The organism is Pseudophaeobacter sp. 1A16562 (genome assembly GCF_041008785.1).
Lineage (GTDB): Bacteria > Pseudomonadota > Alphaproteobacteria > Rhodobacterales > Rhodobacteraceae > Phycobacter > Phycobacter gallaeciensis_A.
This window is the reverse complement of record NZ_JAXGFT010000010.1, coordinates 186,415-201,243: the sequence shown is the minus strand read 5'-3', so window position 1 is coordinate 201,243 and position 14,829 is coordinate 186,415. Positions and strand designations below refer to the sequence as shown.

General features: G+C 59.8%; 14 protein-coding genes. 4 read left to right on the top strand and 10 right to left on the bottom strand.

From position 1 onward, the window contains the following. Nucleotides 1–254 precede the first annotated feature (254 nt). On the top strand, nucleotides 255–1,022 hold the full coding sequence (locus tag SM764_RS15365) for an SDR family oxidoreductase (RefSeq protein ID WP_368946580.1): 768 nt from the start codon (nucleotides 255–257) through the stop codon (nucleotides 1,020–1,022). A gap of 15 nt (nucleotides 1,023–1,037) precedes the next feature. On the opposite strand, the gene SM764_RS15360 is transcribed toward SM764_RS15365, so the two are convergent. The 10 genes from SM764_RS15360 to SM764_RS15315 all read right to left on the bottom strand — a co-directional run bounded on the left by SM764_RS15360 (nucleotide 1,038) and on the right by SM764_RS15315 (nucleotide 12,015). Further along, nucleotides 1,038–1,901, bottom strand: coding sequence for an acyl-CoA thioesterase (locus SM764_RS15360; RefSeq protein WP_368946579.1), 864 nt, complete (start codon nucleotides 1,899–1,901; stop codon nucleotides 1,038–1,040). Between the two features lie 14 nt (nucleotides 1,902–1,915). After that, nucleotides 1,916–3,886 (bottom strand): acetoacetate--CoA ligase, encoded by a 1,971-nt coding sequence (locus SM764_RS15355; protein ID WP_369002183.1) that lies wholly within the window; start codon nucleotides 3,884–3,886, stop codon nucleotides 1,916–1,918. Next, entirely contained in the window at nucleotides 3,886–5,097 is a 1,212-nt protein-coding gene (locus tag SM764_RS15350) for a serine hydrolase domain-containing protein (protein ID WP_490363083.1), read from the bottom strand. Before SM764_RS15350 ends, SM764_RS15355 begins: the two co-directional genes overlap by 1 nt. 39 nt (nucleotides 5,098–5,136) lie before the next feature. Next, nucleotides 5,137–5,907, bottom strand: coding sequence for an enoyl-CoA hydratase/isomerase family protein (locus tag SM764_RS15345; protein WP_369002182.1), 771 nt, complete (start codon nucleotides 5,905–5,907; stop codon nucleotides 5,137–5,139). A 244-nt stretch (nucleotides 5,908–6,151) separates the two neighbouring features. Then, entirely contained in the window at nucleotides 6,152–7,186 is a 1,035-nt protein-coding gene (locus tag SM764_RS15340) for a phosphotransferase family protein (RefSeq protein ID WP_369002181.1), read from the bottom strand. Between the two features lie 11 nt (nucleotides 7,187–7,197). After that, on the bottom strand, nucleotides 7,198–7,848 hold the full coding sequence (locus SM764_RS15335; protein WP_369002180.1) for a histidine phosphatase family protein: 651 nt from the start codon (nucleotides 7,846–7,848) through the stop codon (nucleotides 7,198–7,200). A gap of 3 nt (nucleotides 7,849–7,851) precedes the next feature. Further along, a complete protein-coding gene (locus SM764_RS15330; protein ID WP_274839172.1) occupies nucleotides 7,852–8,862 on the bottom strand; it encodes an NAD(P)H-dependent flavin oxidoreductase in 1,011 nt (336 codons plus the stop codon). Between the two features lie 30 nt (nucleotides 8,863–8,892). Continuing rightward, on the bottom strand, nucleotides 8,893–9,708 hold the full coding sequence (locus SM764_RS15325) for an SDR family NAD(P)-dependent oxidoreductase (protein ID WP_369002179.1): 816 nt from the start codon (nucleotides 9,706–9,708) through the stop codon (nucleotides 8,893–8,895). A gap of 10 nt (nucleotides 9,709–9,718) precedes the next feature. Then, nucleotides 9,719–10,834 (bottom strand): acyl-CoA dehydrogenase family protein, encoded by a 1,116-nt coding sequence (locus SM764_RS15320; protein ID WP_369002178.1) that lies wholly within the window; start codon nucleotides 10,832–10,834, stop codon nucleotides 9,719–9,721. A 5-nt stretch (nucleotides 10,835–10,839) separates the two neighbouring features. Continuing rightward, the gene (locus SM764_RS15315) at nucleotides 10,840–12,015 is read right to left on the bottom strand and encodes an acyl-CoA dehydrogenase family protein (RefSeq protein WP_369002177.1); all 1,176 of its coding nucleotides are present in this window, start codon (nucleotides 12,013–12,015) and stop codon (nucleotides 10,840–10,842) included. Between the two features lie 140 nt (nucleotides 12,016–12,155). Between SM764_RS15315 and SM764_RS15310 the strand changes: the two genes are divergently transcribed. From SM764_RS15310 to SM764_RS15300, 3 genes are all read left to right on the top strand, one after another. Next, nucleotides 12,156–13,151, top strand: a complete 996-nt coding sequence (locus SM764_RS15310; RefSeq protein WP_369002176.1) for an NADPH:quinone oxidoreductase family protein — start codon at nucleotides 12,156–12,158, stop codon at nucleotides 13,149–13,151. Nucleotides 13,152–13,318: 167 nt separating this feature from the next. After that, nucleotides 13,319–13,771: a type II 3-dehydroquinate dehydratase gene (aroQ, locus tag SM764_RS15305; protein WP_274834151.1), complete on the top strand. Its 453-nt coding sequence runs from the start codon at nucleotides 13,319–13,321 to the stop codon at nucleotides 13,769–13,771. Next, nucleotides 13,768–14,523, top strand: a complete 756-nt coding sequence (locus tag SM764_RS15300) for an autoinducer binding domain-containing protein (RefSeq protein ID WP_274828131.1) — start codon at nucleotides 13,768–13,770, stop codon at nucleotides 14,521–14,523. The genes aroQ and SM764_RS15300 overlap by 4 nt, the downstream gene beginning before the upstream one ends. The last annotated feature ends 306 nt before the right edge of the window (nucleotides 14,524–14,829 follow it).

Genomic DNA, 14,829 nt, shown 5'->3' with positions numbered 1-14,829 from the left:
GCATTCAGCATGTCTTCGATCGCGCGTCTTTCACGCAAATCCAACTCTGTGTGGGCCATGTCCGTTCTCCTTGCTTTTCAGCAAGATAGGGGATGTGTCGCAACCCAGTTTAGAATGTGCCTCGCTACCACCCAATAATCGCATAATTGGTATTATGTAATACAACTGGAGTTCCGTTCCGTCACACGGGATTGGCAGCTCCTCTTGCTCCGGCTAGCGTGAATTCGGGTCAAATATGGAGCGCAAGATCAATCATGCAAATCAAAAACAGCTGTGTTGTCGTCACCGGCGCTGCCCATGGGATCGGCAAAGGGCTAGCCGAGAAATTTGCGCAGATGGGCGCCGCGCACGTGATCTGCGCCGATATCGATCTTGCCGGAGCCGAGGCAACGGCGATCGAGATCGGCGGCACTGCCAAGCATGTGGACGTCGCATCCGAGGACAGCATCGCTGCGTTGGTCGATTGTGTGGAAACCGAGATCGCGCCGATCTCCCTGTTCTGCGCCAACGCTGGTATCCTAACCCGCGGCGGTTTTGAGGTCAGCAATGACGACTGGCAGAGGATCTGGGACATCAACGTAATGTCCCACGTCTGGACCGCGCGGCATCTGGTGCCACGCATGCTGGAACGCGGCGGCGGATACATCCTGAACACGGCCTCGGCCGCAGGTCTGCTCAACCAGATCGGCGCCGCGCCCTACGGCGTAACCAAACACGCGGCGGTTGGCTTTTCTGAATGGCTGGCAATCACTTATGGCGATCAGGGCATCGGAGTTTCGGTCCTGTGTCCGCAGGCCGTCCGGTCAGAAATGACCCGTGGATTAGAAAACAGCGTCGCCAGTGTCGACGGGCTTCTGGAGCCCGAAGATGTGGCCACCGCCTGCGCCGAAGCGATTGAGGCTGGCAAGTTCCTGGTGCTGCCACACCCCAAGGTCGAAAGCTACATGCAGGCAAAGACGGCCGATTATGACCGCTGGATCACCGGCATGCAGAAACTGCGCGATCGCTTTGATAACACGTGATTTTTGAAGACGCGCTCAGCTGCTAATCGGTCGCATCAGCCCTTCCTGTGCAACGCTGGCCACCAGTTGGCCATCCTGCGTGTAGATCGAGCCGCGGTTAAAGCCGCGGCCATTCCCGGCAAAGGGTGAATCCATCGTATAAAGGTGCCAGTTTTCAAACCGCACCGGCGCATGGAACCACATGGCATGGTCCAGGCTCGCGGTCATCGCTTCGGGCTTGTACCAGGTCAGCCCATGCGGACGCAGCGCTGACCCCAAGAGACCAAAGTCCGATGCATAGGCCATCAGCACATGCTGCAGCTCTGGCCCAGCGTCCTTGGCAGATTCCATTCTGATCCACATGTGATTGATATCGCTGCAAACCTGGGGGTCCAGCGGATCGCGCGGCTCAATATCGCGGATTTCAAACGGGCGCTGACGGGTGAATTCCTCGCGCATGTCCTTGGAAATCCGGTGGGCGTGCAGCTCGTGCAGCTCATCACGGCTCTGCAACCCATCCGGCGGTGGGACATCCGGCATTGTATGCTGATGGCTCCAGCCGGGTTCTTCCTTGTGGAACGATGCGGCAAGGTTGAGGATCTGCTTGCCGTTTTGAATGGCTATGACGCGCCGGGTGGTGAAACTCCCACCATCACGGGCCGGATCGACCTCATAGATGACCGGGCGTGCCGGGTCGCCCGGCCTAATGAAATAGGCATGCAAGGAGTGGCACAACCGCCCGGACACGGTGGCATAGGCCGCCGTCAGTGCCTGGGCGATAACCTGCCCGCCATAAATCCGCATGGGGGTTTCACCACCGGAGCCAATGCCACGATACAGGTTCGTATCCAGCCGCTCCAGATCCAGAAGATTGAGCAAAACCTTCCCAACATCATTCATTTGTGGCGCCTTCCTCAACCAGCCTCCCGCGTCTTTGCATAGGCGATGAACAAATCGAAACTGTCAGGGTTGGCCATCGAGTCACGGTTCACGACTTTTGCGGGGTCCCCTCCAAGTAGCAGCTTTTTCACGGGCACTTCCAGCTTCTTTCCCGAAAGCGTGCGCGGGACTTCGGGGACGCTGATTATTTCATCGGGCACGAACCGCGCCGACACGCCGCTGCGGATCGCACTTCGGATCTTGTCGCGCATGGCGTCATCCAGCTCTTGCCCCTCGGCCAGTACCACGAACAGCGGCATGAAACTGTCGCGCCCGAGGAATTCCAAATCAACGACAAGGCTGTCCAGCACGTCCTCAAGACCTTCGACGGCCTGATAGATTTCCGAAGAGCCAAGCCGCAGCCCGCGCCGGTTGATCGTCGCGTCCGAGCGGCCGTAGATCACCGATCCGCCTTCGGGGGTGATTTCGATCCAGTCGCCATGGCGCCAGATACCGGGATAGGTATCGAAATAGCTGTCATGCAGGCGCGATCCGTCTTCATCACCCCAGAAAAACAAGGGCATAGACGGCAAAGGTTCGGTGCAGACCAGCTCTCCGACGCTGCCGATCACTTCCTGACCGGTCTCATCAAAGGCACGTACCGCATTGCCAAGCGCGCGGCACTGCATTTTGCCCGCGCGCACCGGCAGCATGACGTTGCCACAGACGAAGGCGCCGCACAGATCGGTACCGCCGGAGATCGGCGCAAGCCAGATGTCGGCCTTTACCTCGGAATACACCCAATCATAGCCATCCGAGGTCAGCGGCGATCCAGTTGTGCCCAGCGAGACCAGCGCCGACAGATCAAGATCATGCCCGGGTCTGATGCCGGATTTCACGCAGGCGGTGATATAAGCGGCGCCGACGCCCAGGTAGGTGATCCGCTCATCCGCGCAGCAGCGCCACAGGTCCAGCATATCGGGGTGGTTCGGTGCCCGGTCATATAGCAGTGTCGTTGCGCCCTGCCCCAAGGCCACGAATTGCGCGTTCCACATCACCCAGCCCGACGACGTCAGCCAGCAGAACCGACTATCGGAACTCAGATCCTGATGCAGTGATTGCTTGACGCCTTCGAACAGGATGCCACCGTGCCCGTGCACGATGGGTTTCGGATTTCCGGTGGTGCCAGAGGAATAGACCACCCACAGCGGATGATCGAAAGGAACCGGCGTAAACTCCAGCGGGGCGTCACCATCCGCGATCATATCATGCCAATGGGTTGCGCCGTCGGGCAGATCACCGACCACCGGCAGCACCACGCGGTGGGTCACGCTTGGCAGGCCGTCGGCAATGGTGGTCAGCACTTCGCGCCGGTCCATGGTCTTGCCCGCATGCACATATCCGTCCTGATAGATAAGGACCTTGGGCTCGATCTGGTGGAACCGGTCCAGAATGGCGACATGGCCCATGTCCGGCGCGCAAAGCGACCAGATGCCGCCAAGGCTGGCGGTGGCCAGACAGGCGATAATCGCGGCCTCGGTATTGGGCAAAACGGCGGTGACCCTGTCGCCCTGCTCGACGCCCATGGCCCGCAGGCTTGCAGCTACGCTGGCCACCTGAGCGGCGAGTTCGGCCCAGGTCAGCTCGGATCGGCCAAAGGTTTCAGAATGAACGACAAGAGCCTGTTTCTGCGGGGTTTTGTCGACCTGCCGCAGAATGTGCCTGGCCCAGTTCAACTCTCCGCCCGGGCACCATTCTGCGCCAGGCATGCTGCGATTGCCCAGGATACAGCTTGGCGGCGTGGTGAATTCCAGATCAAAGAACTCGGCCAATGCGCCCCAGAACCCTTCAAGGTCGGAAACGCTCCACTCCCACAGGCCATTGTAATCGTCGAAGGTTTTTCCCTTCTCCGCAGCTAGCCAGCGCTCGAATGCCGCCATGCGGCTTGCCTCGGCGCGCTCCGCGCTTGGGGTCCACAGGATCTTACGGTCGGGAATATCGCTCATCAGATCACTGCCCCATGTACCAGCGCCTTCAGCTCAGCCCGCGAGGGATAGGAACTGCTGGGCGACAGCTGGGTAAAGAACACGACCGACAGATCCAACACCGGGTCCATCCAGAAGAAGGTCGAAGCCATGCCGCCCCAGCTAAAGTCACCTACGGACCCGGGGCAGCGCGCCCGACCGGGATCCATCACCACGGCGCCGCCCAGGCCAAAACCCATGCCTTCCATCGGCTGTTCAGCAAAACTTTGCGGCCCCATGGAGGCGATATCCCCGGGCAGATGGTTCCGCATCATGAAATCAGCGGTTTTCGGGCTGATCAGATAGCCATCCTTATGGGCGCCGCGGCGCCGCAGCATTTCGGAAAACTTCATGTAGTCATCAATGGTTCCGACCAACCCGCCGCCACCAGACATCATCTCAGTCGTTTCAAACGGAGAGCCCCCGTGCAGATCCGTCAGGCGCAGGGTTTCACCGCCGGTCTTTGCCGAATTCAGCGCCATCGCATCCCCGGCGAGCGGGGTATAGAGCGAAGCAAAGCGATCACCGGTGCCACGCGGGACCCGGAACGCTGTCTCGGTCATGCCGAGCGGAGCAAAGATTTCGGTTTCAAAAAAATCGCCAAGTGTCTGGCCCGAAACAACTTCGACGACGCGGCCCAGAACATCGATACTGACCGAGTATTCCCAGCGTGTGCCGGGTTGAAAGGCGAGCGGATAGGCTGCCAGTTCCGCCGCCATCTTTTCCAATTTACCCTGCCCCGGTTTGAACATCAGCTGCTGCTCTTCCATGGCTGCGGGCAAAACGCCGGGGTTGAAAGGATAGCTGAGACCGCTGGTGTGGGTCAGCAGTTCATGCAGCGTCGGCGCCCGGCTGGGTTCAACCTGACCAATTGCCGTTGCCCCTGGCACTAGCGCCTGCATGTCGGTGAATTCGGGAATGAAATCCGACACCGGCGCATCCAGGTGAAACAGCCCCTTTTCCAGCAGCATCATGATGGCAAGGGAGGTCACCGGTTTGGTCATCGAATAGATCCGTACCAGCGTATCGCGGGTAAAAGGCAGGCCTTCCTCGATATTTCTCAGACCCGTTGCGTGAAAGAACGCTTCCTTCCCACCTTCGTTGATCAAGACCGAACTGCCGGCATATTTCCTTTGATCCACATAGCGTTGCTGCCATGCCTTCACGCGGTCTAGCCGGTCGTGGTCCAGCATTGATTTCCTCCCTGTCTGTCTTGGTGCGGGCCGGTGTGCCTACTCGCCCCGGCCGCTGATCATCTTTTCCATCGCGGCCTTGGTTTCGGAATTGAACCAGCCACCCTCTGGTGCGTTACCACCTGCGGCGATCCCTGCCTTGATGCGATCGATTACCTCGCCGCGCAGCTGCATCTTGACCGAGGCAAAGGTCTGCGGCGGCAATTCCGCCAGCTTGCGGGCCTCGCGCAGCGCGTAGATCTCAAGATCCTCCATATCCTCGGCGATGATATCGACGAGGCCATAATTGCGCGCTGCAATCGGACCGATAGATTGCCCGGTCAGCATCAGGCGCCGCTGCGTGTTGCTGTCGAGCGTAGCTTTGGCGATTTCCAGCGGCCCTGTCGGGAAGTCCGCGCCGACGCGCACCTCGGCCAGTCCATAGGCGGATCTGGAGTGGCCGATCCGCACGTCGCTGGCCAGAACGAAAAACAACCCACCGGCAATTGCAGCGCCGCCAACAGCAGCCACTACCGGTTTCGGGCAGCTGTAAAGCGCCAGGAAGCCTTCGTTCAGGCCGCGCACAATGGCGTGCTGCTGCTCAAGATCGAACTCCTGCGCTTCTTTCAGATCCAGCCCGGCGGAAAAGACTTTGAACGGGCTTTTCAACACGATGGCGCTGACCGCCGGATCCTGTCCCATCTCGTCAATCTTGGCTGCGAACTCCATCAGGAAATCCGCGCTCAGCGCGTTGACCGGCGCCCGGCCCAGTTGCAGTTCTACGATTCCGTCACCAAGGTCCCTGGTGTTCAGCCAGCCAGCCTCTGTCATTGACGTGTTCCTCCCAATTGGCCGCGGCGAACCACAAGCCATGTTTCAGTCCATAATGCGCAGCCTTTGGCTACGGGTCGAGTGTTAAGAGATACGTAAAACCACGCAAGTCGTTGGCCCGCCGCGTGTAAAAATCCGATATTCTTGAAAAACGGCCGACAAAGCTGACGACCGTTATAAGACCGCAAAGCGGCGAGCAGCCATGCGTCAGCGGCGAGTGACCCGCCCTGCCCGGCGTGTCGCCTTACTTGGTGCTTCTCAGTGCGTTGAGTCCACTTTGCGCGAAGATGGGAACAAAATCTCCCAACTTGCGGGCGCGTTCCGGATTCGATGCGTTGCCATCCAGCGCGCGTTTCAGGACCCCCTGAAGAATGCCGGCCATCCGGAAAAAGCTGAACGAGAGGTAGAAGCCGAAGTTGTCGATCTCCAGCAGGCCACGACGGCGGCAATAGGCTTCGATGAACTCCTGATCCGACGGCAGGCCAAGCGCCTTGCGATCCAGCCCGGCCAATCCGCGCCCTTCCTGACCCGGCGGCATCTGCCACTGCATGATCACACCCGCCAGATCGGCATAGGGATGTCCGATGGTCGAAAGCTCCCAATCCAGCACCGCAAGGCAGCGCGGCTCATCGGCGCTGAAGATCATATTGTCGATGCGGTAATCGCCATGGACCAGACCGCGCTGACCGTCATCGGCGGGCATCTGTTCCTCAAGGGACTTCATCAGTTCGTCCATCTCTGGGATGGTCCGGGTTTCCGAGGCTTTGTATTGCTTGGTCCAACGGCCCAGCTGACGTTCGAAATAGTTGCCGGGCGGCCCATAGTCCGAAAGCCCCACCGCGTCGACATCGACGTCATGCAGCGCCGCGAGCACCCGGTTCATATCGTCGATCACCGCGCCGCGGGTTGCGGGATCGGTATCGCCCATCACCGGATCGGTGAAATTGCGCCCCGCAACGTGGTCCATGATGTAAAAGGCCGAGCCAATCACGCTGTCGTCCTCGCACAGAAGATGCATCCGGGCCACCGGTACCTCGGTATCCGCGAGCGCCTTTTGCACCCGGAATTCACGGTCCACCGCATGAGCAGATTTCAGCAGCACCCCCGGCGGCTTGCGCCGCAGCACGTATTGCCCTGCTGGCGTTTTAATCAGGAAGGTCGGGTTCGACTGTCCGGTTGCGAATTTTTGCACCTCGACCGCGCCGTCAAAGCCGGGAAGACGTCCATCAAGAAAAGTCCGGATTGCATCAATGTCCAGGGTCTGGGTATCGCTGCTCATCTCTTGCTCCTTCAGCTATAGCTCATCAGCTTTGCGCGCTCTGCATCATGAAAGTGCGGTACTGAGTTGAATTCATGCAGGAAAAACTTTCCCCTTCCGGAAATGAACCGGGTCAGGGAGGTGTTCTTGACCTGTAGGTTCAGGGCAATCATCTGGCTGTCCGGAACCTGCAACGTGGCGGCGACAAGCCGGGCAATCACCCCGCCGGAACTCACCACCAAGACACGTTCGGCCTCTGTTTCTGCCGCATGTTGGCGCGCGGCCTCGATGCGGGCGATGAACTGTGCCCAGCTTTCCGACGCGCCGGTCACACCGCCCTGCTGCCATTCAGCCAGGGTTTCTCGCAGGGCGCGGAAATGCGTCTTGCGGTCTTTGATTACCTCGGATGGGGCCTGCCCGCCGAACCGGCTGTGCAGAAGGTCGTGGAAATCATATTCGTTCCAGCCTGCATGCTCTTCCGGGGCGACGTCAAATCCCATTTCCTGCAACGTCTGTTTCTGTCGTGCCAGAGAGCCGGTGATGGCGCGATCCGGGGTCCAGCCCATCGCCCGCAAGGTATCGCCCAAAAGGCGCCCCTGATCGCGGCCCTTTTCGCTCAACTCATCGTAGTTGTCCGCACCGAAAGAGGCCTGCCCGTGCCGGACCACAAGAATTTCTGCCATAGGTCAGCCTGTAAACTCTGCCGCCAGCCGCGCCCCTGCGGCGCGGTATTCGCGGTCGAAACGGTCCACCAGATCCGCAGTCGAGCAAACCTCGGTCACCGCGCCGATGCCCTGCCCGGACCCCCAGATCTCTTTCCATGCCTTTGGTTTGGACGACCCGCTGCCAAAGTTCATCGAGGAGGCATCCGCCGTCGGCAGGTTGTCCGGGTCCATACCTGCACGGGACACGGATTTCTTTAGATAGTTCCCCCAAACGCCTGTAAACAATGAGGAATAGACAATATCCTCGGCGCCGGATTCGACGATCATGTCCTTGTATTCGCTTTGGGCGTTTGCCTCATGCGTAGCGATAAAGGGCGAGCCGGCATAGCCGAAGTCGGCGCCCATGGCACGCGCGGCCAGCAGGGATTCGCCGGTTGCAATGGCGCCCGACAAGGCCAGCGGACCATCGAACCAGCTGCGGATCTCGCGGATCAGGGCGAAGGGCGATTGCTGCCCGGCGTGCCCGCCGGCACCGGCGGCCACGGCCACCAGACCGTCGGCGCCTTTTTCGATCGCCTTCTTGGCAAAGCGGTTGTTGATCACATCGTGCAGCACCACGCCGCCGCAGGAATGCGCTGCCTCGTTCACCTCGGGGCGCGCGCCAAGCGAAGTGATCCAGACCGGCACTTTCCAGCGGGTGCAGATCTCCAGATCCCGTTCCAACCGGGTGTTGGACCGGTGCACGATCTGATTGACGGCAAAGGGCGCTGCCGGGCGGTCCGGGTTCTCCTGATTATGCCGGTCCAGCTCTTCGGTGATCTGCTTCAGCCAGGCCTCCAGCAATGGCGGCTCACCCTCTGCTTCGCGCGCATTCAGCGCGGGAAAGGCCCCGATGATCCCCGCCTTGCACTGGGCAATGACCAGCTCCGGCACCGAAATGATAAACAGCGGCGATGCGATCAACGGGATTCGCAATCCACGCAGGGCAGCTGGCAGGTGATCCTCATTCCGGGACCAGGTGGCGTCAGTCATCTTCTAACCTCAAGTCTTTGTTTTCATGCATTAATCGAGCGCACTTTGGAACAGGTTGTGCCCCGACATCACATTGATACCGCCGGATACGGGGATCACTGCGCCGGTGACGTAGGACCCACCGCGCCCGGCTAGAAACAGCACGCAGCCGGCGATGTCATCGTCCCGCCCGACGCGGCCCAGCGGCACATCATTGCCGACCTTTTCACGCTTCTCCTCATCGCCAGTGGCAAAGGCGGTCATCCGCGACACAAACGGCCCCGGTGCCAGCGCATTGACGGTGACGTGCTGATGGGCCAGCTCCTTGGCCAGGATTTTGGACATATGGATCACCGCGGCCTTTGACGCGGCATAGCTGTAGGCGCCATCACCCATCGGGATTTCCCCCATGACCGAACCGACGTTGATCACCCGCGCCGGATCATCCGCATCCGAGGAGGCAATCAGCAGCGGCAGCAGTTTTTGTGTCAGATCGAAGACCCCTGCGACGTTGACCGACATCACCTTTTCCCAGGCCTGATGGGGAAACTGCCCCAGCGGCGCGCCCCAGGTCACCCCGGAATTGTTCATCAGGATATGCAGAGCGGGGGTGCGGGTCTTGATTTCCTCGACCAGCGCATCGATCCCTTCGACTGTGCCGATATCGGCGGCAAAACCTTCAGCCGATCCCGGCGCATCCATCGCGTTCAACTCTTCTGCGACCGCGACGCAGGCGTCGCCTTTACGCGATGCGATCAGCACCCGCGCCCCGGCCCGCACCATCGCTTCGGCTGCCATCCGGCCAATGCCCGTGGCGCCGCCGGTGATCAGGGCGGTTTTGCCCTCCAGTGAAAACAGATCCATCATATCCTGTCCTTTAAAATCCGCGCAGCCGCGCCACCTGCGCAGCGTGGTAGCCGTAATCACCCAGCCATTCTGCCGCGACGCGGGCGCGTTTCATATAGAAACCCATGTCGTAGGCATCGGTCATCCCGATCCCGCCATGCATCTGCACGCCTTCGCGCGCGGCGAGTTGCGCCGTATCCGTCGCCCGCGCCTTGGCCACTGAAACCGCCAACGTGGCGGTATCCGGATCAGCGTCCAGAATCCGGCCTGCCTGCAGCACGGCTGAGGTTGTCATCTCGATCTCGCACCACAGATGCGCGGCGCGGTGTTGCAAGGCCTGAAAACTGGCGATGGTGACACCAAACTGCTTCCGTTCCTTTAGATACTCGGTGGTCATGGCAAAGGCCGCTTGCGCCAGACCGGTGCTTTCGGCGGCAAGGGCAGCCTGCCCGGCCTCCAGCCCATATCGCAACAGCGCGGCGCCATCCCCGGCAGCGCCCAGCAACTCGTCGCCGGACACCGCAACGTCATCAAACTCCAGCCGCGCCGCATCGCGACTGTCGATCATCGTGGATCCATTGCGTGTCAGCCCCGCGCGGTCTGCAGGCAGATCAAACAGGCACGGGCCGTCCTCGCTTTGCGCCAGAACCAGCACGTGATCGGCATTTCCTCCATCCACGACAAAGCGCTTTTCACCCTTCAGGACGTAGCCGTTGCCGCGCTTTTCTGCCGTGAGTTCAATGCGCTCCGGATTGAACTTGGAGCCTTCATCAACAGCAATGGCATAGGTCCGCGCGCCGCTGGCAATCTGCGCCAGCGCAGCCTGACATCGTGGATCATCAAGCCGCCGCAACACCGTCGCCGCCATGACCGCCGTACTCAGGAACGGGCTGACGGCCAGCGTCCGGCCCATTTCACGCGCCAGCACATGGGCGGCGGTGTGCCCCATATCGGCGCCGCCTGCGCTTTCCGGGACCAGGATCCCGGCCCAGCCCGCATCGGCCATTTCCTGCCATAGGGCATCGTCGCGGGTCTGGTTGGCGTCGCGCAACTCCCGCAGGCGCGAGACCGGAGCGGATCTGTCCAAAAGCCCCCGGGCGGCTTCCTGCAGCATGATTTCTTCTTCAGTTTGAATGAGTTTCAGCATCAGTCTTACCCCGGAAGCCCCAGAATGCGGCGGGAAATGATCGACAGCATCACCTCGGAGGTGCCGCCCTCGATCGAGTTCGCCTTGGTGCGCAGCCAGGAGGGCGCACGCCCGTCATCCCAGTCCAGTGCATCGCTGCCGCCTGCGGCCATCACCAGTTCCAGTCGGCGTTTGTTGAGCTCGGTTCCGGCATATTTCAGCATCGCAGAGGCATCACCGACGCCCTGCCCACCTTCGGCCTGATCCTTGTAGCGTTCCAGCGTCATCTCCATCGCCAATGCGTCGACTTCCGTGCGCATCGCGTCGGCGCGCAGCACCGGATCGCTTTGGCCGGTTTCCGCATCGGCCAGAACCGCTCCCAGCGCCCGGCCCGCGCCCATGGTCTGCCCGCCGGCGCTGATCATCTCGCGTTCGTGGGTCAGCAGGTATTTGGCCACGTCCCAGCCCCGATTCACGTCCCCGACCACCTGAGATTTCGGCACCTCAACGTCATCAAAGAAGGTTTCGCAAAATGGCGAGGCGCCGGAAATCAGCCGGATTGGGCGGGTCGAAACCCCTTTTGAACTCATATCCATCAGGATAAAGGAAATTCCCTTATGCTTGGGCGCGTCGCGGTCGGTGCGCAGCAGTGCGAAGATCCAATCGGCCTTGTCCGCATAAGAGGTCCAGATCTTCTGCCCATTGACCAGCCAGTGATCGCCTCGATCCTCGGCCCGTGACTGAACCCCAGCAAGATCAGAACCCGCGCCCGGCTCAGAATAGCCCTGACACCAACGGATTTCACCGCGCGCAATGGGCGGCAGGTAGGTTTGCTTCTGCTCTTCGCTGCCGAACTTCAAAAGGGCCGGACCAAGCATCCAGATACCAAAACTATCAAGGGGTGAGCGCGCGCCTAGCTCGGCCATCTCCTCTTTCAGGATCTTGTCCTGCGCTCGGGACAGGCCTGCGCCGCCATAGGCACGCGGCCAGGTTGGAACCGTCAGTCCGGCAGCAGCGCAGCGATCCAGCCAGAGTTTCTGGGCGGGAGAAGAAAACTCCCAAGTCTTGCCGCCCCAGCAGATGGCACCTTCGCCACTGGCGCCATCGCGCATGTCGTCGGGGCAATTCTCCTCCAGCCATGCCCGGATTTGGTTGCGAAACTCAGGTGTATCCGCAAACTCCGGCTGTGTACTCGTGGTCATGATCTCCCCCCATGGTTCCACTCGGCTCGTGATGTTTCACATAGCAGAATTGCATTTCGCTATTCCATTGACAACGCTCCAGACAGCCCCAAGACTTTACGTAATTTTGGCATCTGACACTGGTGGGAAGAGGAAAAAACATGAAAGCAATGCTCAGCATCGAGCCCGGCGGACCCGAGAGTCTGACATGGACGGAACTACCGGACCCGGCGCCCGCCAAGGGGGAATTGTTGGTAGAAATCCGTGCCGCCGGCGTCAATTTTCCCGACACGCTGATCATTCAGGACCTCTACCAGATGAAGCCACCGCGCCCCTTTGCGCCCGGCGGAGAAATCGCCGGAGTGGTCGCCGCCATTGGTGAGGGTGTCGAAGGCTACGCCATTGGGGATAGGGTTCTGGCACTGACAGGCCATGGTGGATTTGCGACCCATCGCTGCATCGACGCAGCGCAGGCGATCCGTATTCCCGACGCGATGCCGTTTGAGGACGCCGCCTGTTTCGTTTTTACCTATGGCACATCCTATCACGCGCTGAAGGACCGAGCGCATATGAAATCGGGCGAAAGCCTTTTGATCCTGGGGGCTGCCGGCGGTGTCGGCGTGGCTGCCATCGAACTGGGCAAAGCGATGGGCGCCAAGGTGATCGCGGCGGTGTCTTCGGACGACAAGGCTGCCTTCTGCCGCGAGGTTGGAGCGGATGAAACGCTGGTCTATGGCCGCAGCCTCGACAAGGGCCAGCAGAAAGAGCTTTCGTCTCAGATCAAAGCCTTGTCGGGAAAAGATGGTGTTGATGTAGTCTATGACTCCGTGGGCGGCGCCTATTCTGAACCAGCCCTGCGGGCGGTGGCCTGGGAAGGCCGGTTTCTGGTCGTGGGCTTCCCGGCCGGCATCGCGCAAATCCCGATGAATCTGCCGCTTCTCAAAGGTTGTGATATCGTAGGCGTGTTCTGGGGGGCCTCTGTCTATCGTGACCCCAAGGGCCATGCAGAAAACATGGCTGAATTGTTCGCCCTTTACGAGCAGGGCAAGATCAAACCACGTATCAGCGAAACCCTGAAGATGCAGGATGCTGCCACTGCGCTGAACCTTGTTCATGACCGCAAGGCGCTGGGCAAAATCGTCCTGACCAACGATTAACATTTGGGGTGCAGCACCACAGGAGGCCGGATGATGGCGCTGCACCTTCCCCCAAGTAAACTCTCTGTAACAAAGTAGGAACACGTTCAAAAAGGCGCATATACGCCGTCGCTTTTAATAAAGTTCTCCTGTAGTTTCCGGGACATGAACTGCACAAGGATGATGCGATGCGCAGTATTCTGATCCTCAATGGTCCGAATCTTAATCTTCTGGGGACGCGCCAGCCGGAAGTCTACGGACGGGAAACTCTGGAAATGGCCGAAGCAGCCTGCGTTGCCCATGCCAGATCGCAGGGCCTTGAGGCTGTCTGCCTGCAATCCAATCACGAAGGTGTGTTGCTGGATGCCATTCATGCGGCGCGCGGCACCCATTCCGGGATCATCCTGAACGCTGGCGCGTACACGCATACGTCAATTGCGCTAATGGATGCTCTCTTTTCGGTTGAAATTCCGGCCGTGGAGGTCCACCTATCCAATATCCACGCCCGCGAAGAGTTTCGCCACAGGTCATTTATCTCGCGTGCCGTCATCGGCCAGATTTGCGGTTTTGGAACACAGGGATATTTGTTTGCCATCGATGCCCTGGCCAAGCATTTTGAACGAGAGGCGGAGCCTGAATGAACCTTTCTGACTATCTGCATTTCGTGTGCGGGGCCAAGACGCTCGAAGAGCTGTGGCATGGGCACGTGGATCAGATGGCAAAGTTCGAATTTGACAGGCTGATTTACGGATACACTCGCTACAAGACAGAAACCTCTCTGGGGGATCCGGAAGATTTTGTCGTGCTGTCCAACCATTCGCCGGAGTATCTGAACGGGTTCCTGCACCGGGGCCTTTATTCCAGCGCGCCGATGCTGCGCTGGGCACTGGAAAACGAAGGCGCCGGCAGCTGGCATCTGATTCAGAAGATGATCGAGAATGGTGAGCTTGGCCCGGATGGCGAACGGGTGCTGGAGTTCAACAGAAAGATGAAGATGAACGCGGGCTATACGGTCAGCTTTCACTCCAATTCGGCGCGTTTCAAAGGTGCGATCTCGCTGGCTGCGCGCAGTGAGCTGTCGCAGGACGAGGTCGATGCCATCTGGGTTGAACACGGCAGCGATATCATCCTGATGAACAACGTGGCGCACCTGAAAATCCTCACCCTGCCCTATAGCCCTCCGAACCGCGCCCTCACCAAACGGCAACGGGAAGCGCTGCAATGGGTCGGAGATGGCAAGACGACGCAGGACATCGCGATCCTCATGGGCCTGACCCCGGCCACGGTCGAAAAGCACCTGCGCCTGGCCCGGGACGCGCTGGCAGTGGAAACAACGGCCCAGGCCGTACTCAAGGCAGCCTTGCACAACCAGATGTATGTGATGGAATCGTGACGGCATCCCCCTAACCGGCCCGCCTAATGTGAGTTTCCGCTAGGGAGGTTTAAGCCTGCCAGACGCTAAAGAGCGTCAAATAGGTAAGGAATACACTACTACCGATTTCGTACAAAAAAACGCAGTCTGTAAATGTTCCGTGAGTGGTGGCTTTAGCCTAGGAACTTTGGGAAACGACCCTTGTAATACCAAGGCTCTCCGACCTGTGTGGTTGCCGACGCTTATACTCAGCGTCGGTGATCATGTTTTTGGGGTCCCATCCATCCCTATCAGTGGGGCCCCATATTCCCCGATCATATCCCCTAT

Coding starts and splice junctions, on each gene's coding strand:
- SM764_RS15310 (WP_369002176.1), top strand. CDS start 12,156: ATGAAAGCAATGCTCAGCATCGAGCCCGGCGGACCCGAGAGTCTGACA.
- SM764_RS15325 (WP_369002179.1), bottom strand. CDS start 9,708: ATGATGGATCTGTTTTCACTGGAGGGCAAAACCGCCCTGATCACCGGC.
- SM764_RS15355 (WP_369002183.1), bottom strand. CDS start 3,886: ATGAGCGATATTCCCGACCGTAAGATCCTGTGGACCCCAAGCGCGGAG.
- SM764_RS15320 (WP_369002178.1), bottom strand. CDS start 10,834: ATGCTGAAACTCATTCAAACTGAAGAAGAAATCATGCTGCAGGAAGCC.
- SM764_RS15360 (WP_368946579.1), bottom strand. CDS start 1,901: ATGAATGATGTTGGGAAGGTTTTGCTCAATCTTCTGGATCTGGAGCGG.
- SM764_RS15340 (WP_369002181.1), bottom strand. CDS start 7,186: ATGAGCAGCGATACCCAGACCCTGGACATTGATGCAATCCGGACTTTT.
- SM764_RS15345 (WP_369002182.1), bottom strand. CDS start 5,907: ATGACAGAGGCTGGCTGGCTGAACACCAGGGACCTTGGTGACGGAATC.
- SM764_RS15365 (WP_368946580.1), top strand. CDS start 255: ATGCAAATCAAAAACAGCTGTGTTGTCGTCACCGGCGCTGCCCATGGG.
- SM764_RS15300 (WP_274828131.1), top strand. CDS start 13,768: ATGAACCTTTCTGACTATCTGCATTTCGTGTGCGGGGCCAAGACGCTC.
- SM764_RS15350 (WP_490363083.1), bottom strand. CDS start 5,097: ATGCTGGACCACGACCGGCTAGACCGCGTGAAGGCATGGCAGCAACGC.
- SM764_RS15315 (WP_369002177.1), bottom strand. CDS start 12,015: ATGACCACGAGTACACAGCCGGAGTTTGCGGATACACCTGAGTTTCGC.
- SM764_RS15335 (WP_369002180.1), bottom strand. CDS start 7,848: ATGGCAGAAATTCTTGTGGTCCGGCACGGGCAGGCCTCTTTCGGTGCG.
- aroQ (WP_274834151.1), top strand. CDS start 13,319: ATGCGCAGTATTCTGATCCTCAATGGTCCGAATCTTAATCTTCTGGGG.
- SM764_RS15330 (WP_274839172.1), bottom strand. CDS start 8,862: ATGACTGACGCCACCTGGTCCCGGAATGAGGATCACCTGCCAGCTGCC.